19 protein-coding genes are annotated in these 21,979 nt (G+C 47.3%); 9 read left to right on the forward strand and 10 right to left on the reverse strand.

Annotated features, from left to right (window positions below; genetic code table 11):
- Nucleotides 1-378: 378 nt before the first annotated feature.
- The 9 genes from PUW25_RS04700 to PUW25_RS04740 all read right to left on the reverse strand — a co-directional run bounded on the left by PUW25_RS04700 (nucleotide 379) and on the right by PUW25_RS04740 (nucleotide 12,166).
- Nucleotides 379-768: a hypothetical protein gene (locus tag PUW25_RS04700; protein ID WP_047913414.1), complete on the reverse strand. Its 390-nt coding sequence runs from the start codon at nucleotides 766-768 to the stop codon at nucleotides 379-381.
- A 3-nt stretch (nucleotides 769-771) separates the two neighbouring features.
- Nucleotides 772-2,160 carry a HAMP domain-containing sensor histidine kinase gene (locus tag PUW25_RS04705; RefSeq protein WP_205053995.1) on the reverse strand — a complete coding sequence of 463 codons (1,389 nt, stop codon included), beginning with the start codon at nucleotides 2,158-2,160 and terminating at the stop codon, nucleotides 772-774.
- Nucleotides 2,157-2,828 carry a response regulator transcription factor gene (locus tag PUW25_RS04710; protein ID WP_047913416.1) on the reverse strand — a complete coding sequence of 224 codons (672 nt, stop codon included), beginning with the start codon at nucleotides 2,826-2,828 and terminating at the stop codon, nucleotides 2,157-2,159. The genes PUW25_RS04705 and PUW25_RS04710 overlap by 4 nt, the downstream gene beginning before the upstream one ends.
- A gap of 41 nt (nucleotides 2,829-2,869) precedes the next feature.
- Nucleotides 2,870-4,921 (reverse strand): MMPL family transporter, encoded by a 2,052-nt coding sequence (locus tag PUW25_RS04715; protein ID WP_370510375.1) that lies wholly within the window; start codon nucleotides 4,919-4,921, stop codon nucleotides 2,870-2,872.
- A gap of 323 nt (nucleotides 4,922-5,244) precedes the next feature.
- A complete protein-coding gene (locus PUW25_RS04720) occupies nucleotides 5,245-6,051 on the reverse strand; it encodes a polysaccharide deacetylase family protein (protein WP_274338270.1) in 807 nt (268 codons plus the stop codon).
- Between the two features lie 161 nt (nucleotides 6,052-6,212).
- A complete protein-coding gene (locus PUW25_RS04725; protein WP_274338175.1) occupies nucleotides 6,213-7,358 on the reverse strand; it encodes a mannitol-1-phosphate 5-dehydrogenase in 1,146 nt (381 codons plus the stop codon).
- Between the two features lie 43 nt (nucleotides 7,359-7,401).
- Complete coding sequence (locus PUW25_RS04730) at nucleotides 7,402-9,384, reverse strand: PTS mannitol transporter subunit IICBA (RefSeq protein ID WP_047913420.1); 1,983 nt, start codon at nucleotides 9,382-9,384, stop codon at nucleotides 7,402-7,404.
- On the reverse strand, nucleotides 9,381-11,510 hold the full coding sequence (locus tag PUW25_RS04735; RefSeq protein WP_047913421.1) for a BglG family transcription antiterminator: 2,130 nt from the start codon (nucleotides 11,508-11,510) through the stop codon (nucleotides 9,381-9,383). The genes PUW25_RS04730 and PUW25_RS04735 overlap by 4 nt, the downstream gene beginning before the upstream one ends.
- 329 nt (nucleotides 11,511-11,839) lie before the next feature.
- On the reverse strand, nucleotides 11,840-12,166 hold the full coding sequence (locus tag PUW25_RS04740; RefSeq protein WP_274338176.1) for an antibiotic biosynthesis monooxygenase family protein: 327 nt from the start codon (nucleotides 12,164-12,166) through the stop codon (nucleotides 11,840-11,842).
- A gap of 193 nt (nucleotides 12,167-12,359) precedes the next feature.
- Between PUW25_RS04740 and PUW25_RS04745 the strand changes: the two genes are divergently transcribed.
- From PUW25_RS04745 to PUW25_RS04755, 3 genes are all read left to right on the forward strand, one after another.
- Nucleotides 12,360-12,497: a hypothetical protein gene (locus PUW25_RS04745; RefSeq protein WP_193746098.1), complete on the forward strand. Its 138-nt coding sequence runs from the start codon at nucleotides 12,360-12,362 to the stop codon at nucleotides 12,495-12,497.
- A gap of 123 nt (nucleotides 12,498-12,620) precedes the next feature.
- Nucleotides 12,621-12,803 (forward strand): hypothetical protein, encoded by a 183-nt coding sequence (locus PUW25_RS04750; protein WP_047913423.1) that lies wholly within the window; start codon nucleotides 12,621-12,623, stop codon nucleotides 12,801-12,803.
- A gap of 134 nt (nucleotides 12,804-12,937) precedes the next feature.
- Nucleotides 12,938-13,267 carry a hypothetical protein gene (locus PUW25_RS04755; RefSeq protein ID WP_047913424.1) on the forward strand — a complete coding sequence of 110 codons (330 nt, stop codon included), beginning with the start codon at nucleotides 12,938-12,940 and terminating at the stop codon, nucleotides 13,265-13,267.
- A gap of 19 nt (nucleotides 13,268-13,286) precedes the next feature.
- Here the strand turns inward: PUW25_RS04755 and PUW25_RS04760 are convergent, their stop codons facing one another.
- The gene (locus PUW25_RS04760) at nucleotides 13,287-13,448 is read right to left on the reverse strand and encodes a hypothetical protein (protein ID WP_193746099.1); all 162 of its coding nucleotides are present in this window, start codon (nucleotides 13,446-13,448) and stop codon (nucleotides 13,287-13,289) included.
- Between the two features lie 221 nt (nucleotides 13,449-13,669).
- Here PUW25_RS04760 and PUW25_RS04765 point away from each other — a divergent pair, with 221 nt between their 5' ends.
- The 6 genes from PUW25_RS04765 to PUW25_RS04790 all read left to right on the forward strand — a co-directional run bounded on the left by PUW25_RS04765 (nucleotide 13,670) and on the right by PUW25_RS04790 (nucleotide 21,698).
- Nucleotides 13,670-14,140: a GNAT family N-acetyltransferase gene (locus PUW25_RS04765; RefSeq protein ID WP_047913425.1), complete on the forward strand. Its 471-nt coding sequence runs from the start codon at nucleotides 13,670-13,672 to the stop codon at nucleotides 14,138-14,140.
- A gap of 376 nt (nucleotides 14,141-14,516) precedes the next feature.
- On the forward strand, nucleotides 14,517-16,067 hold the full coding sequence (locus PUW25_RS04770) for an acetate--CoA ligase (protein ID WP_370510376.1): 1,551 nt from the start codon (nucleotides 14,517-14,519) through the stop codon (nucleotides 16,065-16,067).
- A gap of 225 nt (nucleotides 16,068-16,292) precedes the next feature.
- On the forward strand, nucleotides 16,293-17,174 hold the full coding sequence (locus PUW25_RS04775; protein ID WP_047913491.1) for an AraC family transcriptional regulator: 882 nt from the start codon (nucleotides 16,293-16,295) through the stop codon (nucleotides 17,172-17,174).
- Between the two features lie 161 nt (nucleotides 17,175-17,335).
- Nucleotides 17,336-19,099, forward strand: a complete 1,764-nt coding sequence (locus PUW25_RS04780) for an ABC transporter ATP-binding protein (RefSeq protein ID WP_274338177.1) — start codon at nucleotides 17,336-17,338, stop codon at nucleotides 19,097-19,099.
- The gene (locus tag PUW25_RS04785) at nucleotides 19,092-20,936 is read left to right on the forward strand and encodes an ABC transporter ATP-binding protein (protein WP_274338178.1); all 1,845 of its coding nucleotides are present in this window, start codon (nucleotides 19,092-19,094) and stop codon (nucleotides 20,934-20,936) included. The genes PUW25_RS04780 and PUW25_RS04785 overlap by 8 nt, the downstream gene beginning before the upstream one ends.
- 69 nt (nucleotides 20,937-21,005) lie before the next feature.
- Nucleotides 21,006-21,698 (forward strand): DNA alkylation repair protein, encoded by a 693-nt coding sequence (locus PUW25_RS04790; RefSeq protein WP_274338271.1) that lies wholly within the window; start codon nucleotides 21,006-21,008, stop codon nucleotides 21,696-21,698.
- Nucleotides 21,699-21,979: the final 281 nt, after the last annotated feature.

The following is a 21,979-nucleotide window of genomic DNA, read 5'->3' on the forward strand; positions in this document are numbered from 1 at the left end:
TTCATAATAACTATGTCGGTAGAAGGGAGAGAAAAATGAAGATATATTTTTGAAATCGCTTACTTAGTATTAAATCATTTTCGCTCTTATGAATCAGTATGACTTAAGACCTAATGTATATACCTGTAAACAAGGAGATTCTGTAATTTGTTGAGTATGCAGTAGAGTGGCACTGAATTCGTATGCAGGCAGTAGAGTGGATTAGATTCGTATGTAAAGGGGAATTGAATACATTATTCATTCTGCAGAAAACACAAATCCCCTGCAAAATTGCAGGGGATAAAGATTATTCTCATAACATCAGGTTAAGTATGTTCTTATCCTATTACAAAAGAATAGCAGCGATCTCATTAAGAGCGTCAGGGCTGCATTATTATTCTATTCTTTTTCTATTAGAAAAGTAATGATGGCAAATAACAAGAACGCAACCAGCAGAAGCGAACCACCTACGATGAAGAGAATCATCACTAGGGTCTCGTCCCATAGGAACGGATTTAAATTGTACATCCACATCCCGAACGTTAAGCCGAATGCGCCCAGCATAGCCAGCCAGCTGTGGACAGCGACCAGTAATTTAGATTTTACTTTGTATACCTTATAAAAAATTCCCCAGGCAAACACGGACAGCCAGCCTACCAGCAATATGTGAGCATGAATCGGTCTCATGGAATAATCCATACTGCCGGACATTTGGGACCCGATAAAGGTCCCGAGTATGCCGAACAACGCTGCAAAGCGTATTAATCGTATGCTCCAGATTTTCTCCAATTATTAATCATTTCCTTCCTTCTGAAATATCACGGTAAAGGTGGAGCCCTTCGACAGCTCGCTCTCAAGCGTGATGCTTCCGTTTAATAACGTAATGATCTCCTTCACGATGGACAAGCCAAGGCCCGTCCCGTCTCTTTTGCGAGTCGTATCCACCCGGAAGAAACGCTCGAACACCTGCCCGGCTGACTCTTCTGACAGGCCCACACCACTGTCCTGAAAAGTGAGTATAATCTGATCCTGATCTGTACTACATGAAATAAAGATATGTCCGTTTGGTTCATTATATTTAATAGCATTCGTAAGTAGATTGTCCCATACGGTCGCAAGCAGCTCCGGGTCCGAGAAGAACATGACTTCGTCTAGCTTGTATGAAATGGTCAGGTTCCTGTCCTGCAGGCTCCATTGATGCTTCTTAATGGATTCCTTAATCTGCAAGTCCAGCCGGATCCAGCTCTTCTTTATGGGGTAGCCAGATTGATCCAGGGACGTAATCAGCAGAAGCTGCTTCGTCAGATTGGATAATCTTCTGGCCTCATCATTGACGATGCCTGCATATTGAAGCCGCTCCTTTTCATCCATTTTCGGATTGAGGAGCAGCTCCGCATATCCCTGAATATTCATCAAAGGGGACTGAAAGTCGTGAGACACATTATTGATGAAGGATTTTCTTGCAACATCATTATGCATGAGCTGCTGCTGCATTCGCAGGAAGTTATCGGCCAGCTGGCCAATCTCATCCTGCCGGTTAATTTTCAGCGTATACGTAAAATCTTCATTGGCAATCGCTTTGGTCGCCTCCGATAATTCGGATATGGGGTGAATAAGCCGCTTGGTCATGATAATCACACCCACCACACTTACAAAGGCAATGGCAACAATGAATCCGGCCAGCATCATATGAATATCAGAGAACAAGATTTTGCTGTTCGGCTTTATAAACAATGCGTAAGACTGGTCATCAATCTGTAAGGGAAGACCAACCGTGTTTCTGATATCATTCGAGAAATGGCCCATCATCCAGAGCTGATTCCAAAAGCCTTCCTTGCCCATATAGTTCTCCCCCTGCAGTACCCGCTCCAGCGTCTGATCGGGCAGGCTGCTCTCTTCAAAGGGCTGGCCAAAGGTAATGACATTTCCATTTCGGTCAACAAGATAGATCTGATAGCCTAGTTGTCCAACAGACTGCAGATAGGGCCGGATGGAAGAGGACTCCACATGCATTTCTTCGAGAACATAAACAATTTGCTCGGCAACCTCTAAATTTTGCTCGGTCATTTCGTCCTTGGTGAATACAAGGTAAACAATGTTAGCCAGAACAAATCCGATGAATACACTGATTCCTAGAATAAGCAGGATCGCTGAAATAAACTCTCGGTATAAGGTTCTCATTCGGTCGCCTCTAGCTTATAACCGACCCCGCGGATCGTCTGAATTTCAATTGCAGCGCCATATCGCTTCAGCCGCTCGCGGATCCGGTTCATATGTGTATTTAATGTCTGCTCATTGCCCTCATAATCCTCGCCCCACGCCTGATCGAGCAGAAGAGTTCGGGGTGTAACCTTGTTAACTCGGGTTGCGAGCATCGTCAGCAGCTCAAACTCTTTTAGAGGAAACAGAATCGTTTCTTCATTAATCACGACTTCAAAATCGTTTCGGTTGATTTTTACATTCCCGACCTTCAGGATACTTTCCAGGGCCCTGCCATAGCGCCGCAAAACTACAGCTACCCGAAACAGCAATTCCTTCGGCTCGAACGGCTTCACCAGATAATCCTCAGTACCCGATTTGAACCCTTGCTCCTTATCGGCCAGCTGTCCTTTTGCAGTTAGAAGAATGACGGGGATTTCCAGCTCTTTTGTTAAAATTTTAGTTAGGGAGAAGCCGTCCATCCCGGGCATCATGACATCCACAATTGCCAGGTTAACCTCCGTCTCCTCTAGCAGCTTAAGGGCAATCTGTCCGTTCTGGGCTTGTATAACCTCGTAGCCTTCACGGGTTAGATGAATCGTCACGAGCTGCAGGATATCATAATCATCATCCACGACTAAAATTTTCACGAGAATCCCCTCCATACCTTCTGCGCTTAGGATGAGGGTTGCTACATATCCTTATCTTTTTCAAAGAACAAGATTAAGGATGGCAGCAGCATACCTCTTACCAGAAACGTATCAATTAATATTCCAATCGCAACTATAAACCCGAACACAAAGAGATCGGCAATCGGCATCGTCGTCAGGGCGGCAAACGTTGCAGCCAATATGACACCTGCCGAGGAAATAACGCCTCCGGTATTGCGAATGGCTACTTCGAGAGCATCTTTAACTTTCCGTGTTTTTCTCTCTTCGAGAAAGCGTGAAATCAAAATAATGTTATAGTCAATGCCGAGCGCCACCAGGAAAATAAACGCATAAACGGGAACCCGGGTACTGATTGCATCATATCCAAACAGCACATCCACCAGGAATAGACCAAGCCCCAGAGCAGACACATAAGAAATAAGAATGGTCGCTATCATGTAAATCGACATTTTTAACGAACGAGTTAATGCGATGAGAAGTACCAGAATCAGAATAGTTTCCAGAATGACGACCCTAACGATATCACTATTGTTTATAGTCCGTTCATCGACTAGTTTGGCTGTGACACCGCCGAAGTAAACGTCCCCCTGCAAGGATAATTCGTTAAGGATTGCTTCGGATTGGCTGCGAAGTTCTTCAACAAAGTCTATGGCCTCTGTAGAGTAGGGGTTCATCGTCAGAGCAACACTGAACTTGGCAGCCGTGGTATCCTCCGTGACACCAGAAGTACGAACCGAGTTAATCTCTTCGTAGTTCTCCAATTTCCCTAGAAATTGATTGATCTGATCCTCAGACAGAGCAGCCTCGGATTCCAACAGAATTGTGGAAGGGGCAAGCTCGCCCTTGTTGTATTTCGTTTCGACGATTTCATAGCCTACGCGTGAAGGTAAATCAACGGGAAATTTCTTGACCGTGTCAAATTCATATCTCAGGTTAAACACATTCAGCGCCGTAATTACCATAAAGACAGCGACAATTCCGCCAGTTAACAGCGGCTTGTTGACGACAAACTTGGCGATCGGGCCCCAAATGCCGTGCTTCATTTCATGCTCCTGCCCGATTTTAGGAGCCTTAGGCCAGAAAGCTTTACGCCCGAACAGCGTAAACAAGGCAGGTACCAGGGTCACGGAAGCCAGCATAATGATAAACATGGCCAGCCCAAATACAGGCGCAAAGTTTTGATAATCGCGGAAATCCGTGAAAAATAGAATGAGCATAGCTGCGAGTACAGTACCACCTGCAAAAAACACGGGTTCACCCGTTGCCCGCATGGCGTGCTGCATCGCCGTATATTTACTTTCATATTTGTTCAATTCCTCACGATAGCGCGAGAATACGAACAGCGAGTAGTCGATTACGGCCGCAAACAGCAGGATGCTCATGATCGAGGTCGTCGAGTTGTTAATTTCCAGCCCGGCTGCACCCATCAGAGCGATCGATTGATTCGCTACTTGATATACAATGACCGTAGCAAGCAGCGGAATGATGGCCAGAAGCGGAGAGCGGTAAATGGCAATCAGCAAAATAAGGATGATAACAATTGTGGCAAGCAGCAAGACGAGGTCAGCCTGCTCAAACAGCTTGACGGTATCGCCGGCAATTCCGGCGGGACCGGTGATATAAAACTTGGTGTCAAGATCTTTGGCAATTTCACTGCCGATTACATAGGCTTCATCATTAATTTCTGAGTATTGGCTGTTGCCAATTCCAGCCTCCAGGCTCATAGGAACGATCATGGTGGATCCGTCCTCCGAGGTGAAGCCTGACAGCGCCTGATCCGGCAATGCGCTGATATCGACAATGGAATCGACGCCTTCAATATTAGCCGAGATGATTCCACTCAGAATCTGCCTCACTTCATCAACGTCGATTACCCCTGATTCGTTATGAAAAACGAGGATTCCTGGGGCTCCTTGTTCATTAGGAAACGTTTCCGCTAATTTTTGCTCTGCTATGATGGATTGAGCTTCATCCGGGAGCGACTGGAAGTTGGTCACCTTGTACTCACTCAGCATGGGGCCTGCGCTTAAGCCAATCATGGCTGCCAGCCAGACCACAATGGTAATCCACATCCCCCGTTTGGTTGAGACCCAGTCGGTGATGGGACTTAGTATTCTTCTCAACTGTTATTCCCCCTCCTAAATTGATCGCTCTCACTCTAGCACAAGTAAATAAACTTAATATAAACTGCCGTACATAGAAGTTTGTGGTTGCATCGTCTGGATTTGTTTATATTTATACGGCATCGCTTGTGCTTGGTAAGTTCATGGAAGGAAGAGAAGGGGGAGGGGCCGATATTGTCATCGGCATGTCCTTATTCTTTTATTTAAGGGGAGGAGGTTCAGAACGAGGTATAGCTTTGATGAGCATAGAGAAGAGGTCATTGGCTCAAATACTAGAATAGAGTTGTGATACTGCCGCCCTTGATCTCAACAGGCTGTTCGTCCAGCAGCACCCATACGCTCGCAGCAGAAGGATTATACACCAAATGCTGATCGGCCGAGAATCTTAAGCTCTTATATGCTTTCACATAATCCACGATTTCAATATTCGTCGCAAACCAGATGTCCTCGCGTCCACCTATATATTTGCTGAACTCCTCGATAACATGCCAGTTATCTTGATCATCAAATTCATAGCTGTGGCCCCAGACATACATCAGGTGAATGTTCTTCCGCGGTAGAGAAACGAAAGTCTCCGCATGCTGCATCAGGTTCTGGTTATGGTGACAGGTCGCCTTCCATTCGAGAAAATTCTCCGGCAGCTGATAGCCGCCCGACGTCTGTACGACACGTGCATATTCGATGCCGAACACAGGGAGCATCTCGATAATCTCCTGGCTATAGGAGCCGTTAGGATAGGACATGCCACGGACAGGATAACCAAATAGTGCTTCAAGGTTTTTGCGGTCCTCCATGATCTCATAGAGCACCTGCTCTCTGGGACAGCGGGCAATAGATGGGTGAGTTACGGTATGTACGGAGACTTCATGACCTTGATAGACTTCCTGCGCTTCTTTCTCAGTTAAACGGGCACGATATTTTGTATCCCCGAACATACCTGAATTGATATGAAATGTACCTTTAATGCCATTTTCGTTAAAAACAGCGGCCAGACGCCGGTCTGAGACGACACCGTCATCATAACTCATCGTTAGCGCTTTCAATTTACCTTCTGGATAACAGCTGAGAATCTTAGGCATGAATGAAATAAACCCCTTCCAATAATTGTAATACCGCTCTTTCAACAGTTTACCATAGTTCAAAAGAAGCGAGATATGCAAAAAACAGTGGATATCCAGCTGCGTAATCATAAAAATAACCCTCCTGAACCACAGTTCAGAAGGGCGTTCTTAATAACAACTTATTTGGTTTGTTCTAAATATTTCTTATGGATGGCCTGATGATCCTCACTGCCAGAAGCAATTCCCGTCACTTCTGTGATGGCAGCTTCAATTCCTTTGGACTTGATCAGACTTTGCAGTTCAAGCGATTGCGGGTCCTGCGGATTGTCATAATGAAAGGCCGCAGCAATGCCGGTCAGCAACCCCTCATGCGGAAGCCCATATTCGATCGCCATGTTGGCTGGACCTACGAGACGGTCATTTCTACCTAGCTTGCGCAGCGGTTCGCGTCCTACACGGATGACTTCATCCCGAATATATGGGTTTTTGAAGCGGTTCTCGATTTTGTCGATGTATTTGTAATGCTCATCCTTATCAAATCCATGCTTCTTGATCAGAGCTTCGCCGCTTTCTTCCATCGCCTGGCGAACGACCGGACGGATTGCTTCGTTATTAATGCTCTCCTCGATCGTGTCTGTTCCTGCCAGGAAACCGAGATAAGCGGTGATGGCATGCCCCGTGTTCAAGGTGAACAGCTTGCGCTGCACATAAGCCAGCAGATTGTCTGTCAGCTTCATTCCTGGAATGTGAGGTGTTTCCCCCTTGAGGGAAGGCTCTTCAACGATCCATTCATAGAAGGATTCCACGCCGACATCTAGTATGTTCTCTCCCTCATAAGGAGGCACGATCCGGTCTACGGAGCAGTTGGCAAAGCCGACATGCTCATCCGCATAAGCTCTTGCTTCAGCCGACAGATGCGTATACACCTGTTCCTTCAGATGACTGCTTGCACCCACCATATTTTCACAGGCAATGATATTGAGTGTACCTTGTCCGGAAGCACGGCGTGCTTCAATACCGGCAGCTAAGGTTGAGGCGATGATCTTCAGCACATTAGGACCTACTGCAGTCGTAATGATATCGGCTTCTTCAATCGTATTTACAATGTCAGGTCCATTGGACAATACGCCGGATACATTGGTAATCGTCTCTTGTCTTTGCTCCAGATCAAGGATGTGGATCTGATAGCTCTTCTTGTGGTTCAATTCATTGATCATTTCTTCGTTAATATCGGCAAAAACGACATGATAATCTGCCTGGGAGAGAAGGGCGCCGATAAAGCCGCGCCCGATATTACCTGCCCCAAATTGTATTGCTTTTTTCATTGTTATTCCCGCCTTTATATGAAGATTGCGTTTAATGTAAGTCTTATACCCCGAAAGTGTTATACAGTTCGTCTGGATCTGTAACTTTGGCCAGTCTTGTCACGGTAGATTCATCCTCGATAGCCTCAGCAATTTTGGTAAGAATCTGCAGATGCTCACGGCCTGCTCCAGCAATACCGATGACGAGATATGCCGTGCCGCCTTCGAATTCGACACCTTCCGGATACTGATGGATGACGATTCCGCTCGTCTTGATTTCCTTCTTCGCCTCACCTACACCGTGAGGGATCGCTACACCATTGCCAATATATGTCGTTGCTACACCTTCCCGTTCAATCATGGCATCCACGTAATGCGGCTGCACATATCCGGCGGAGACGAGGGATTCACCCGCGCGGCGGATTGCATCCTCTTTGCTTACAGATGGAAGCTGGAGGACGATATTTTCTTTGCGAAGCACTCCGCTGCCATCGGTTTCGTCATTATTCTCTGTATTCACAGCATTCTCAGGGAAAGTCTTATCCAGGCTTTCTGTTACATCCTCCTGTGCGTATTCCGGAACAGGAGAAGTGTCAGGCTGTTCAGCCTTTGCTTTCAAGTCTTCAATCAGCTGATCGTAAATCGGATTGTTTACAAAATTATCAATGGATACGTGTATTGCATTTGGAGCTTTGGCCTTCGCTCTCGGTGTTAAATTCTGCTGCGTGACAACAAGGTCTGCATCCAGCGGAATATTTTCGATAGCCGTGTTGGTAACTTCAATAGGTAGACCTGCATTCTTCACTTTTTTACGGAACGAAGTAGCGCCCATTGCGCTTGATCCCATACCTGCATCACATGCAAAAATAATTTTGTTAATGTGTGCTTTGTTACTCAGATCAGCAGTACCAGCCGTTTCATTTGTACTGATGCCTTTACTGCTGTTCTTCAGATCCGATACGGCTTCCTTTGCCTTGTCAAGATCCTCGTCTGTCGCAGCAGATCTGCGAAGGAAGAGGGAGGAGAGCAGGAAGGAAACCACGGTAGCTACAAGCACACCTGCGATAACCGGAATGTAGCCTCCTTTTGGAGACATGAGCATAAGAGCAATGATACTGCCGGGTGAAGCGGCTGCAATCAGTCCTGCATCAAGCAGGCTGAAGGTAAATACCCCTGCCATACCGGATACGATGACAGATACAAACATGATTGGCTTCATCAGGACATACGGGAAGTACACTTCATGAATACCGCCAAAGAAATGAATAATGGCTGCACCTGGCGCAGAGCCTTTGATCGAGCCCTTGCCAAAGATCGAGTAGGCCAGCAGCAGTCCAAGACCAGGACCTGGATTCGCTTCGAGCAGGAACATGATCGATTTACCGAACTCACCAGCCTGCTGGATCCCGATCGGGCTGAGTATGCCATGGTTAATCGCGTTGTTCAAGAACAGGATTTTGGCTGGCTCAATAAAGATCGATGCGAGCGGGAGCAATCCCCAGCCCAGAATTGCATCCACTCCGGATGCCAGTAAATCAGTAAAGGCAGATACCACAGGACCGACGCCGTAGAATCCGGCAATGGCCAGCAGCATACCGATAATCCCTGCGGAGAAATTATTGACGAGCATTTCGAATCCGGAAGGAGTCTTGCTGCCAATATACTTGTCAAATTGCTTAATAACATAACCGGCGAGCGGGCCCATAATCATGGCACCGATGAACATCGGGATGTCTGCACCGACAATAACCCCCATCGCTGCAATGGCACCAAGCACACCGCCGCGATGATCATGGATTGCTTTACCGCCGCTGTAGGCAATTAGCAGAGGAAGCAGGTATTTAATCATGGGATCTACAAGAGAAGCCAGATCTTCATTAGGCAGATATCCGGCTTCAATGAAGAGTGCCGTCAGGAAGCCCCAGGCAATAAATGCACCGATATTCGGCATGACCATGGCACTGAGGAACCGGCCGAACTTCTGTGTGGCCTGCTTGACTCCTCCGGTCTTCTTCGGAGCCGGAGCGCTTTGTTCGAGCGTACTCATAATTGTTCTACCTCCATTGTATATTGTTCTATTTTTCGTAAATACAGGTCTTTCATAATGCCCTGGATATCCAGGCTTAATGCTGCCGATGTGCCGTCTGTCAGGCGGGCGGCAAAGCCGGGACGGTCAATCAGTGACTTGCTGACTTCACTGGCCGCCTCAAGGTAGGTTCGGTCACTGCCGCGCGGAGCGAGCAGTACGATGGCTGCAGACAATTGAGACTCCTTATCCGAGCCATACGTGATCGGCTCAGTGAATCGGAGAACGCTCAGCGCCAGCTTCGTAACGACGGTTGAGCGGCAATGAAGCAGGAAGATACCTTCCTGGGACAGAATTGTCTCACCCAGCTTCTCTCTCTCGTGCAGCTCTTGAATTAACTGGGACGTCCCGGCTTCATCCTTGGCATAATTTCCGGCGATTCTCTCAATCAGCTCGTCAATCGAACCAAAGTGAGCTCCATCCTGGATAACGAGGTTATTCAGCAGATCCTGAATGCCTTCAATCAGCCTTTTTTGCTTCTGCAGTGATTCAGCGAGTGAAGCCGAGGACTCTTTACTCAGTGGTACCCGGTCCGTATCTGGTGATGTGTCCTCAAGCATGGCTCTGACTTTTTCGATGTCTCTTTCACCAAGCAAGGGGGACACGCGCACGACGGGCAGCCGGCTGACGAGATCCACTGTTGAGATGATGAGGTCAACCTGAGCTTCATAGCTTTCTGTTTCAGCAGCAGATACAACAGCAGCAATGTGAAGCGTTGGAAATTCCTTGCGGATTCGGGTTTGGAGCAGACTGGAAGTGCCAATTCCGCTTGCACAGACAACCAATACCTGCAAAGAATTTTTCATGTATTTGGCTTCTGCATATTCCAGCATGGCTCCAAGATGGAGCGCGATATAGCCGATTTCGGCATCTGGTATGAGCAGCCCGACATAATCTTCAAGTACTTTGGAGCAATTACGTGCAATGTCGTACACGCTTGCGTATTGCTCTTTAATCTGTCGAAGCAGCGGATTACGTATATCCAGACCCAGCTTTAACCGTTCAACAGCAGGACCTAGATGATTAATGAAGCCAAAGAAGAGGCGGCTGTTGCTCTTCAGTTCAAGACCGGTGAGAGCCTCAGCCTTTTTCAGGATGTCTCGTGCCAGCCGTACCAGCTCAAAGCTGACATTTTCATAATCCGCTTCCTTTTCGGCATCGAGCTTAATCTCCGCACCCTTTAAATGCATCGTAATATAGCCGGTTTCATCCTCGGGAATGGTCAGGGAAAAAGCATCCTCAAGCCGATTCACCAGCATTTGAGCAGCCTTGAACGAAGGGTGACGCTTCAATTCTTGAAGCACCTGTGCCGGAATGGTAATCCGTTGACCTGTCCTCATTCGTTCAATTGCAAGTGCCAGATGGACGGCAAGGCCGATAAAGGCGCTGTCGGTCAGCTTCAATTGCATATGCTGCTCCAGCTCGGTTAAATATTTCTCCAGCTGCACAATCGTGCTCTCCTCAACCAGGTTTAGGAGACGATTGCGAATATGAGACTGCACTTTACTCAGATTGTCTTCACTTTCTTTATCCCGATCCCTGATGAGATGGATTAATTCATATTCGTCCAAATGCTCATGCAGCAGGTGGATTAAGGCAGTACGGACGTCTTTTTCATTGCCATGAACGTATACGCCATATCCCGGTTTGCGTATGAGTTCAATACGAAAGCCGCTCAGCCATTCCTCAATCCGATCCAGATCATTGCTCAGTGTCCCTTCCGTTACTTTGAACCTGGAAGCAAAGGCATACAGCTTAATCGGCTCAGAAGCAAGGAGCAGCTCCGAAATAATAAAGTAGCGGCGCTCCTCTCTTGAGAATGTAGGACTTACTGATATCGACTCCATCTCAGCCTCAAGTGCTGCGAGAGTATCGCTGTCGCCCTCGATCATAAGTCCGTAGCCCGGTTTACGTGTCAGGGTGACTCCTTGTTCATCCAGCCACACTTCAGTAAGGGGCAGCTCGCGTTTAATTGTTCGTTCACTGACATCAAGTGCATCCGACAGTTCACGGACAGTGGTATAACGGCTGGGTGAAGCTAGAAGAAACCTTACGATGAGCACGGTTCGCTTACTGGGCTTCTCCATATCTTCACGCTCCTTTTCTGTTTACTGCAGCTGAGGCAGACCTTTACCACTATTTTGAAAACGGTATCATTAACCGGCTGGAAATATAAATGCAGAGCTAGCTAAGCTGCTAACTCAAATTTTAAGGAAAGATTATCTTAATATCAAAGAAAAGATGGCCTGTTTTGTCCTCTAGTCACAAGGGCCATCTTTAAATAGTATTCTTTGATTTACATAAAACATTCATTCAGAAGCTTAGTATGAGAGTTTAGGGAAGAGTATATTAAGATATTACGAATATGAGGAGTTTTTGAAACAGAAGATGTTATTCTATGTATGGAATTAGCGTGCTACATTTCAAAAAAACGATCCCTTTCCACTAAGGCCACCCGGAGCGAGAAGGAGCGATACCATTCCTTTTTGCCTCGTTCTTGTGCGATCTGATGCGCTGAATGCTCTTTCCAGGTACGAATGGATTCGAGATCCTTCCAATAGGATACAGTGATTCCCAGCTCTTCATCACGGGCCGATTCAACACCAAGAAAGCCGGGTTGACGTGAAGCAAGCTCTACCATCTTGTCCGCCATGATGCCGTACCCGTTATCCCCTTCTGTACGCTTGGAGGAGAAGATCACGGCATAGTAAGGCGGTTGAAGCTGGACTGCAGGTGTGTTCATGAATTCAATGCTCCTTTTTATGAATAATTTCTATATCACATGCTTATAAAGCATTTCTATGCAACAAGCTATAGCATACAACATTCTATTCTATTCAGCGACAGGAGCCAGCTGTTCTTTTTGAACAAGGCAATACCGAGCATCGAATGATTTAAATAATGGCATAACATCTTTAATGAAGGAGGATTTACATTTGGATATGAGTTCTGTTCGTTCAATTTGCCCTGTCTGCGGCGGAGAATTAAAAATATTGAAGCACAGCATCTCTTGTAAATGCGGCAGCCGGATGAAAGGGATTTTAGGAAAAGCAAGGGTACAGAAGGTAGGATAATTAGAAGGCGGGTTAATAAAAATGATGGAGTCACCGAGGCACTCATAGGGATATGAGGGCCTTTTTTGTCTTCTTATATGGTATAATTTGGATGTTATCCAATAATGAAAAGAGGCTGCTGCCGTGTCAGAAAATGAACAGGAGCGACTTAGAGAGATATATGGACTGGAAGAGCCAGTCCCGACTAACGATTCAATATTATCCTTCATAGGAGATCTAGGAGCAAACTTCCAAATGGACCTCAATTTGACTGTGTGGGCACAGTATATCAAGCATATCTTTACCTTGCTGTTCTACATCTTATAGCGATCCTGTTGTTGTGAAAAAAGGACCATTTCGTCTGTGTTTACTTCATTTATCCTAAGTGTGCAAGTTACCGGTTTCTGCTAAAATAGAATTCGACTACATAAGTATGAAGACAGAATGGATGAACTCATTTGATGTTAAAAAGAAAATGCACCGCAGTAATTATGACGCTCCTATTATCCGCTTCCCTCGCATCGGGTGTTCATGCAGATGCATATGGAGCGGATCAGACTCACGCAGCTTCTGTATCAGCTGATCAATCGACCAATGGCCCGTTAAGTCTTGAGGAAAGTGAAACGTCGAAGGAAATTCAGCAGAGACTCATGGAGCAATATGACCTTGAAGAACCTGCTCCCGAGCCTCCTAACTATTCAGTCGATTACGGAATATCATTTAATTGGGATGAATTTGATCCTTCCGAGTTTGTTCGCTGGATGATGATTATGCTGACCCTTGCTTTCTAGAGAAGTCAATCTAAGAAAGTTAGTCTGCAGCCGAATCCTTATCCTTTTCTACTTCATAAGCTATAAGGGTGATAGGTGCTCCATACTGTTCAGTTAGCAGCGCCTCAGTACGTTGAATCAGTTCTACAGCATCCCCTTGATCATTCAGCTCGGCAAATTTGTAGCTGTCTGTGTTCTCCATGAGGGACCCCTTCCTTCTTCGGTGATTGTTGTATCATGGTTTGTGAAATGACCACACATTATGCACATGAACCTTTCTAATAAATGATGGAATTGACCCGAAACAGCAAGTTTTTGAAAATTTTGAGCGAATTAGCTCAAGCATTTGCAGGCAGATCTCCATTATACTCTAGGTAGCACATCATTCTGTTTTTACCGAAACAGACGAATAGGGAGGACACTATGCCGGATATGCTCGTTAAGCTGTATGATTTGCCTGAGGTGGAAGGGAGAGCCAGCTATGAGGGGCGAACAGGAGTCACCATCCGCCGGGCGATTGCACCGGAGAAGCATGTTGTAAGTGAATGGGTCGGAGCCCATTTTGGAAAAGGGTGGGTAAGTGAATGTGAGGTTGCGTTCGCCAAGTCGCCCATCACTTGTCTAATTGCTGTCGAGAACGGCAAGCTGCTTGGATTTGCTTGCTACGATGCAACGGTTAAAGGTTTCTTTGGACCAACGGGAGTAGATGAGCATGAACGTGGCCGCGGAATCGGCAAAATGCTGCTGCTCTATGCTCTTGACTACATGAAGCAGGATGGATATGGCTATGCAGTGATTGGAGGAGCAGGACCTGTCGATTTCTATGCCAAAACAACGGGTGCCACAGTTATTGAAGGCTCAGTACCCGGTGTATATAAGGGAATGCTGTCCTAGCAGGGCGATACTCTTGCAAGCCTACATATGATCTAAGTTCATACACCTTGTCTTCAAGCTCGGTACTCCGGGGTTGGGGGCAGGGTGTTTTTATTTTGAAGAAAATCTGGTCCTAAGATCAGAAATTAATGTTTGCCGTCTCTTCCTCATCCTTGGTCATAGAATCCAGATTAAGGAAGGGAAGAGCCTGCATAATACGGTAGGCAAAAGTGGACCATTAGAGAGCAGTCTACAATAATTCCCATCTTGGTCTCAGTAAGATGTAAAAAGATTAGAACCTGGTACTAGGACATGTTATAATAACCCAAACAACATGGTCACGAAGGAGAAGATGAACGTGAATTATGAACATTGGGTTTCCCCTGAACTATATAATATGACTTCGGAAATGGAGCAGCATCGTGAGGATAAGATTGCACTCAAATGCCTGGATGAGCACAATCAATACGAAGAGATCACATATGGAGCGCTGATCAAGAAGGCGAACCAGATTGCAGGCGGACTTGAGAGTCTCGGTCTGACCAAGGGTGATCGCGTTCTGGTCATGGTACCTCGAAGAGTGATCGCCTATGCGATTTATATTGCTTGTCTCAAGCTGGGACTCGTTATCATCCCTTCGTCGGAAATGCTGCGATCGAAGGATCTGTCTTACCGTCTGGATCATTCCAAGGCTAGGGCTGTCATTGCATGGTCTACGGTAACAGATGAAGTGAATCGGATCGAAGAGCCGCTGCCTGCGCTTGATTTCCGCATTGCTGTCTCAGCTGAGGAAGGAGAACAGCAAGAAGGCTGGTCCATGCTGAGCCAGCTGATGGAGAATCAGCCTGAAATGCGTGCAGCCGTGGAAACACACCGGGATGACATTGCAATTCTGACTTATACCTCCGGTACGACGGGCAACCCCAAAGGGGTTGTACATACACACGGCTGGGGTTACGCCCATCTGCGTATCACTTCACCTTGGCTGGATATTCAGCCGGAAGACACCGTGTGGGCAACCGCCGCACCGGGATGGCAGAAATGGATCTGGAGTCCGTTCCTATCTGTACTCGGACATGGAGCAACCGGCTTTGTATTCAGCGGCTCCTTTGATTCCTCCCAATATCTCAGACTGCTGCAGGAATACCGGATTAATGTGCTCTGCTGTACGCCGACAGAGTACCGGTTGATGGCCAAATCCGATGGTCTGGAGCAATACGACTTGTCTGCTCTTCGCAGTGCGGTATCGGCAGGTGAACCGTTGAATCTGGAAGTCATCAGCACCTTTGAACGATATTTTAACATTACGATTCGCGACGGTTACGGACAGACGGAGAGCACGCTGCTCATCGGGAATCTGAAGGGAATGCCATTCCGCAAGGGTGCGATGGGGCAATCGATCTCGCCGGGTCTCGTACAAGTGGTGGACGATGAAGGTCAGCCGGTGGCACCAGGCACGGTCGGAAATATCGCGGTTCATATTGAAATGCCTGCCTTGTTCCGCAGCTACTATCTGGATCCGGAACGCAAGCCGGCCAATACTCTCGGAGAGTACTTCATCACCGGCGACCGGGCTAGCCTTGATGAGGACGGTTATTTCTGGTTTGAAGGCCGCGGTGATGACATTATTATCAGCTCAGGCTATACGATTGGTCCATTCGAGGTAGAGGAAGCCTTGATGAAGCACACAGCCGTGAAGGAGTGCGCGGCGGTAGCGAGTCCAGATGAAACCCGCGGGAATATTGTCAAAGCCTTTGTCGTATTGAAGGATGGTGTGGAAGGCTCAGATGCGCTTGTTAAGGAGCTGCAGCAGCATGTGAAGAGCATTACCGCTCCATACAAATATCCGCGCCGGATTGAGTTTATCTCAGATCTTCCCAAGACAAGCTCAGGTAAGATCCGCCGGATCGAGCTGAGAGAACTGGAGAAGCAAAGAGCGCAGAAGTAATGGCTGCTGCTGAATCTATAGCATACTTAGTACCCTAGTGCTGATTTTCCAGCAATAGGCGATCCCTCAGGGTTCAATAGGAGCTGTCCAAACGATGATTCGCTTGGACAGCTTTTTTGCTAAGATAAGGTTGAAGCAGACCCTGCACAATGCGTGCAGCATAAGTCGAGAGAGTCTCTCTATGTTCCTGTTAATCTAAATGCGAAGGAGGAAGCCAGTGTGGGTATGGATTTTCTTGCAGGCATGAACTGTGCAATGGAATATATGGAAGAACATTTATTGGATGAGCTGGATTATAAACAGGCAGCAAGGGCAGCGGGCTGCTCTGAATATCATTTTAAGCGGATGTTTTCCTTTCTCGCCGGACTTCCGATCTCTGAATATATTCGGCGCAGAAGACTGACGCTGGCAGGGCAGGAATTAATGGAGGCAAAGCCGGGGCTCAGAATTATTGATGTAGCGCTCAAATACGGATATAACTCGCCAGATTCATTCACTCGTGCTTTTCACAGCATGCATGGCATACTGCCGTCGGAAGTCCTCCATACCGGAAAAAATCTCAAAGCCTATCCCAAGCTGAGCTTCTACTTGTCAATTAGAGGAGGAGAAGAAATGAATTATCGAATTGTAGAGAAAGAGGCTTTTCGCATTGTCGGGCTGTATAAGCGGGTTCCTATCGTCTTTCACGGAGTGAATCCAGAGATTGCTTCCATGTGGAGCCAGCTTAACGAACAGCGTATAACAGAGCTTAAGGCATTATCCAACATTGAGCCAGCAGGCTTGATCAGTGCCTCAACGCAATTCTCCGAGGGGAGAATGGAGGAGCAGGGAGAGCTGGATCATTATATTGGAGCAGCAACGACACTGGCACCGCCTTCGCACTATCATGTCCTTGAAGTACCTGCTCAAACGTGGGCCGTGTTTGAAGCGGTGGGTAATTTTCCGGATAAACTGCAGGAGGTTTGGGGCCGAATCTATGCAGACTGGTTCCCTTCTTCTAATTATGAAGCAGCGCCAGGACCCGAGATGCTGTGGAATGAGAGCAAGGATACCTCCTTGCCGAATTATCGGAGTGAGATCTGGATTCCTGTTGTAAAAAAACCGTAAATCAACCGAATGGATGAATTCGTGAACTGGAATAACCGCACCCTACGCATAGGTGCGGTTATTTTTTTGCTCATAGAGAGGTAGAGAACAATCAATCTACGTTATAATATACATATGAGTGTATTTTTGGGAGTAATCAGTGAATCATCGGAGGAATGTACATGGCTCTAATATTCAGTTATTTGCGGAAGTACAAGGTCGCAGCAATTGCAGCATTGTTCATGCTGCTGCTTGAGCTTATGGTTGAGCTGATTCAGCCCTATCTGATCCAGAAGATTATTGATGACGGTATTCAGCAGGAGAATCTCTCTGTGGTGTGGACTTGGGGAGGTGTGCTGCTGATCAGTGCCTTCATTGCATTTGCTGCCGGGATCTCAAGCTCGTTCTATGCTGCCCATGCAAGCCAGGGCTTTGGCGCAGATCTTAGGGAATCTCTGTACAAGAAGGTACAGTCGTTCTCTTATGCTGTATTCAACCGGTTCGCTACCTCTTCGCTGATTATCCGGCTGACAGGGGATATCACCCAGCTTCAGGACACGGTATTTATGGGGCTGCGGTTTGCGACCCGTGTTCCGCTCGTCGTGATCGGAAGCGTCATCATGGCACTGGTTGTCAACGTGAAGCTGGGATTATTTCTAGCGGTTACGGTGCCTGTGTTGCTGCTGTTTATTTTTTACATTATGAAAAAAGTGTCCCTCATGTTCCGCACCGTTCAGAAGAGACTGGATGAAGTCAATGGCGTCGCACAGGAGAATTTGATCGGCATTCGTTTAATCCGGGTGTTCGTCCGCATGGGCCATGAGATTGAACGATTCGGACGCTCGATTCGCCAATTGATGACTTCAACGATGGCGGCCCAGCGTTTCGCAGAAACGACCATGCCGTTCATTATGCTTGTTATGAATACAAGCATTCTGACCATTCTATGGTTCGGGAGAAATGATATTAACGTCACAGGTGATGCAACGATGGGAGAGGTTGTAGCCGTCGTCAATTATGCGGTAAGAACGATGGGCTCCTTGTCCATGCTCTCATGGATCGTAGCTACATTATCACGGGCAAGTGCATCGCGTCACCGGGTTAGTGAGGTGCTCGATACGGATCAGACTGGGTTCGAGTCTGTTCAGGCAGCGGAAGGAAGCCGTACTGCTGCAATATCAACAGAAGGCAAGAACTGTGCTGTAAAACAGAGTGTGCAGTACGAGCAGGTAAGCTTCAGCTATCCGGGTAGCGACCTTCATGTGCTGGAGAACGTGTCCTTCGAAGCGAAGGCAGGGGAGCGTATTGCGATTATGGGAGCAACCGGCTCTGGCAAGACTTCTCTTGTACAGCTGCTCCTTCGTTTATATGATCCGGATGAAGGGATAATCCGTATTGACGGAAAGAATGTACAGCAATATCCGGTGGATGATCTGCGCGGCTTTATCGGGTATGTTCCCCAGGAAGCCGTGCTCTTCACAGGCAGTGTGAGGGAGAATATTGCTTGGGGAAATCCGCTGGCAAGTGATGAAGAAGTGAAGGAGGCTGCGCGCAAAGCCCAGATCCATCAAACGATTGAGTCGCTCACGAACGGTTATGATACGATGCTTGGCCAGCGTGGAGTTAACTTGTCGGGTGGGCAGAAGCAGCGTCTGTCCATTGCAAGAGCCCTTGTCCGGAATCCACAAATTTTAATACTCGATGACAGCACGAGTGCACTTGATGTTAAGACAGAGGCTGCACTCCTTAACGAGCTGTCGGAGCTGTCATGCACGACATTTCTGATTACGCAGAAGATTTCATCAACCTTGTCGGCGGATCTGATTCTGCTGCTGGATGAAGGTAGATTGATTGCACAAGGGACACATCAAGAGCTTCTGCAAGATTCAGATTTGTATAGACGAATATATGAATCCCAATTCGGACAGGAGGCTAAGCATGCTTAAACAACTGGTTGAACCCTTTCGTCAGCCGCCTTCCGAGGTACTCAGGGACAAAGCAGCGCTCGGGAAGGGAGCGGCTAAGAAGACCGCCAAGGCCAAGGATTGGTCCTGGACGCTGAAGCGAATATGGTCCTATCTTGCGAAGAGACGGCTTAAGCTTACTTTGGTTCTGTTTATGGTCGTTCTTACCTCAGCGCTTGCCCTGCTCGGTCCCTATCTGATTGGTGTTGCCATTGATACTTATCTTGTGGGAGAGTCGGGTGGGCAATGGATTTACTTCCTCTGTGCACTAGGGGCAGTGTATCTGCTGCATCCGATCTTTGCCTTTCTGCAGAGCATATGGATGATTGAGGTTGCTCAGGAAACGGTCTATCGTATGCGGTATGATCTATTCACCCATTTGCACCGGCTGCCTATTCCGTTCTTCGGCAAACGGCAGCAAGGGGAGATTATGAGCCGGCTCACGAATGATATTGAGAATGTCAGTGCGACGCTGAATGGGTCCATTATTCAGGTGACTTCAAGTATCCTCACGCTGGTGGGGGTAGTGACCGTTATGCTGACACTCAGTCCGCTGCTTACTTTGCTTACATTTATCGTCGTTCCGCTGATGGTACTTGGTATGCGCTGGATTACCCGCCGTACGGGACCTTTATTCAAGGAGCGTCAGAAGAATCTGGGTGATCTGAACGGTTACATAGAGGAGACGTTATCCGGGCAGCGGATCATCAAGGCTTTTTCACAGGAAGAACGAGTGATTACCTCCTTCCAGGAGAAAAATGATAAGATCAGACTCTCAGGCTTCTGGGCGCAGACGATATCAGGGTTTATTCCGAAGCTGATGAACAGCCTGAACAATCTGAGCTTTGCGATCATTGCCGGAATCGGCGGTATCATGGTCATTAACGATATGATAACCATCGGGGTAATCATTATCTTTGCAGAGTATGCACGCCAGTTTACCCGGCCGCTTAATGATCTCGCGAATCAGTGGAATACCGTTCTGTCTGCCATTGCAGGGGCCGAGCGTGTATTTGAGGTCATGGATGAGGATGAGGAGATTAAGGACGAGGTCGGAGCAGAGAAGCTGAATCATGTCGAAGGGGCGGTAAGATTTGAGCAAGTGTCCTTTGGTTATGAGGAAAAAGGGGCAACACTCCAGGACATATCCTTCTCTGCCAAGCCGGGAGAGATGGTTGCGCTTGTGGGACCAACCGGTGCTGGCAAAACCACACTGATCCAGCTGATCTCGAGATTCTACAATCCTGATCAAGGGCAGATCTCTGTTGATGGACAGGATGTAACCAAGATATCGCGTGAGAGCCTTCGTTCTCATATGTCCTTTGTGCTCCAGGAATCCTTCTTGTTCGAAGGAACGATAAGGGAAAATATTCGTTACGGCCGGCTGAGTGCGACCGATGAAGAGGTGGAGGAAGCTGCTAAGCTGGCGAATGCGCATTCCTTTATTACCCGGCTTAAAAAGGGCTACGATCAAGTACTGAGTGCAGACGGCAGCGGGATCAGTCAAGGACAGAAGCAGCTGCTTGCCATTGCCCGCGCCATGCTTGCAAATCCGGCGATTATTGTACTCGATGAAGCGACGAGCAGTATTGACACGGTGACGGAGATCAAAATTCAGGAAGGTCTTGCAAGGCTGATGAAAGGTAGAACCAGCTTTGTCATTGCCCATCGCTTAAATACAATCCGTCAGGCAGACAAGATATTGGTGCTGAAGGATGGGCGCTTGATTGAGCAGGGCTCACATGATGAGCTTCTTGCCGCAGAAGGATTCTACAGTGATTTGTTTCACAGTCAGATCAAGAAAGAGGCCATGACATAAATCGATTGAACAAAAATATGACAGGATAGAAGGTGAAGCGGTGTGGGAGCATTAACACTGGATCAAGTGATGAGCACGCTGGAGGAGCTGGGGACAGAGCAGACCAAGAAGACATTCCTACGGCACGGGGCTCGTGAGCCATTCTTCGGCGTCAAAGTGGGAGACATGAAGAAGAAGCTCGTAAAGGAAGTGAAGAAGGATCAGGAGGTAGCGCAGTCTCTATTTAGCACAGGTAATAGTGATGCCATGTATTTGGCAGGGCTTACCGTGAATCCGAAGCTGGTCTCGAAGGAGCTGCTGGAAGCTTGGGTGCAGCAGGCGTACTGGTACATGATAGCAGAATATCCGGTGGCGTGGTTGACCGCAGAGAGTCCTTATGCCACAGAACTGGCGATGAAATGGATCCAATCGGACGAAGAGATGGTTGCAACGGCCGGCTGGAGTACCTATTCGAATTATGTATCCATTACACCAGACGATGAGCTTGATCTGGGAGAACTGGCTGGTTTGCTGGAACGTGTAAGATCGACGATACATGAGGAACAGAATTGGGTGAGGTCTGTGATGAATGGCTTTGTCATCAGCGTGGGCAGCTATGTCCAGCCACTCCATGAGCAGGCAAGGGATGTAGCGCAAGAGATTGGCAAAGTCCATGTGGATGTGGGGAATACAGCTTGCAAAATACCGCTCGCAGAGGAGTATATCCGCAGGGTGGAAGAAAAGGGGAAGCTGTTCAAGAAACGTAAAACCTGTATCTGTTAACATAGCAGATCACAACATATAAGAGCTCATGAATAACGGCTTCCGCAGATCTGATCGCGAAGCCGTTATTTTTTTGTCTTTTCATAATCATGTCTTTATATGGCTCAGATTTACCCATTTTATGCGTTTTAAAGTAGATATAGCAAAATTTAATAAAAATGTATTGAATTCATAAAGGACCTTCATTACAATAAGAGCAACTACCATACTAGTATGACTAGTATGCAATTGCCACTTCACTTTCATAGCTTCATTTCCCAGCTGGATATCCAGCTTCAATG

The organism is Paenibacillus urinalis, from assembly GCF_028747985.1.
Classification (GTDB): domain Bacteria; phylum Bacillota; class Bacilli; order Paenibacillales; family Paenibacillaceae; genus Paenibacillus; species Paenibacillus urinalis.

What these genes read in the sequence shown, in the direction of transcription:
- PUW25_RS04705 (WP_205053995.1), bottom strand. Translation starts at nt 2,160, where the DNA reads ATGAGAACCTTATACCGAGAGTTTATTTCAGCGATCCTGCTTATTCTA.
- PUW25_RS04715 (WP_370510375.1), bottom strand. Translation starts at nt 4,921, where the DNA reads ATGTGGATTACCATTGTGGTCTGGCTGGCAGCCATGATTGGCTTAAGC.
- PUW25_RS04720 (WP_274338270.1), bottom strand. Translation starts at nt 6,051, where the DNA reads ATGCCTAAGATTCTCAGCTGTTATCCAGAAGGTAAATTGAAAGCGCTA.
- PUW25_RS04725 (WP_274338175.1), bottom strand. Translation starts at nt 7,358, where the DNA reads ATGAAAAAAGCAATACAATTTGGGGCAGGTAATATCGGGCGCGGCTTT.
- PUW25_RS04730 (WP_047913420.1), bottom strand. Translation starts at nt 9,384, where the DNA reads ATGAGTACGCTCGAACAAAGCGCTCCGGCTCCGAAGAAGACCGGAGGA.
- PUW25_RS04735 (WP_047913421.1), bottom strand. Translation starts at nt 11,510, where the DNA reads ATGGAGAAGCCCAGTAAGCGAACCGTGCTCATCGTAAGGTTTCTTCTA.
- PUW25_RS04740 (WP_274338176.1), bottom strand. Translation starts at nt 12,166, where the DNA reads ATGAACACACCTGCAGTCCAGCTTCAACCGCCTTACTATGCCGTGATC.
- PUW25_RS04755 (WP_047913424.1), top strand. Translation starts at nt 12,938, where the DNA reads ATGTTAAAAAGAAAATGCACCGCAGTAATTATGACGCTCCTATTATCC.
- PUW25_RS04760 (WP_193746099.1), bottom strand. Translation starts at nt 13,448, where the DNA reads ATGGAGAACACAGACAGCTACAAATTTGCCGAGCTGAATGATCAAGGG.
- PUW25_RS04765 (WP_047913425.1), top strand. Translation starts at nt 13,670, where the DNA reads ATGCCGGATATGCTCGTTAAGCTGTATGATTTGCCTGAGGTGGAAGGG.
- PUW25_RS04770 (WP_370510376.1), top strand. Translation starts at nt 14,517, where the DNA reads ATGACTTCGGAAATGGAGCAGCATCGTGAGGATAAGATTGCACTCAAA.
- PUW25_RS04775 (WP_047913491.1), top strand. Translation starts at nt 16,293, where the DNA reads ATGGATTTTCTTGCAGGCATGAACTGTGCAATGGAATATATGGAAGAA.
- PUW25_RS04780 (WP_274338177.1), top strand. Translation starts at nt 17,336, where the DNA reads ATGGCTCTAATATTCAGTTATTTGCGGAAGTACAAGGTCGCAGCAATT.
- PUW25_RS04785 (WP_274338178.1), top strand. Translation starts at nt 19,092, where the DNA reads ATGCTTAAACAACTGGTTGAACCCTTTCGTCAGCCGCCTTCCGAGGTA.
- PUW25_RS04790 (WP_274338271.1), top strand. Translation starts at nt 21,006, where the DNA reads ATGAGCACGCTGGAGGAGCTGGGGACAGAGCAGACCAAGAAGACATTC.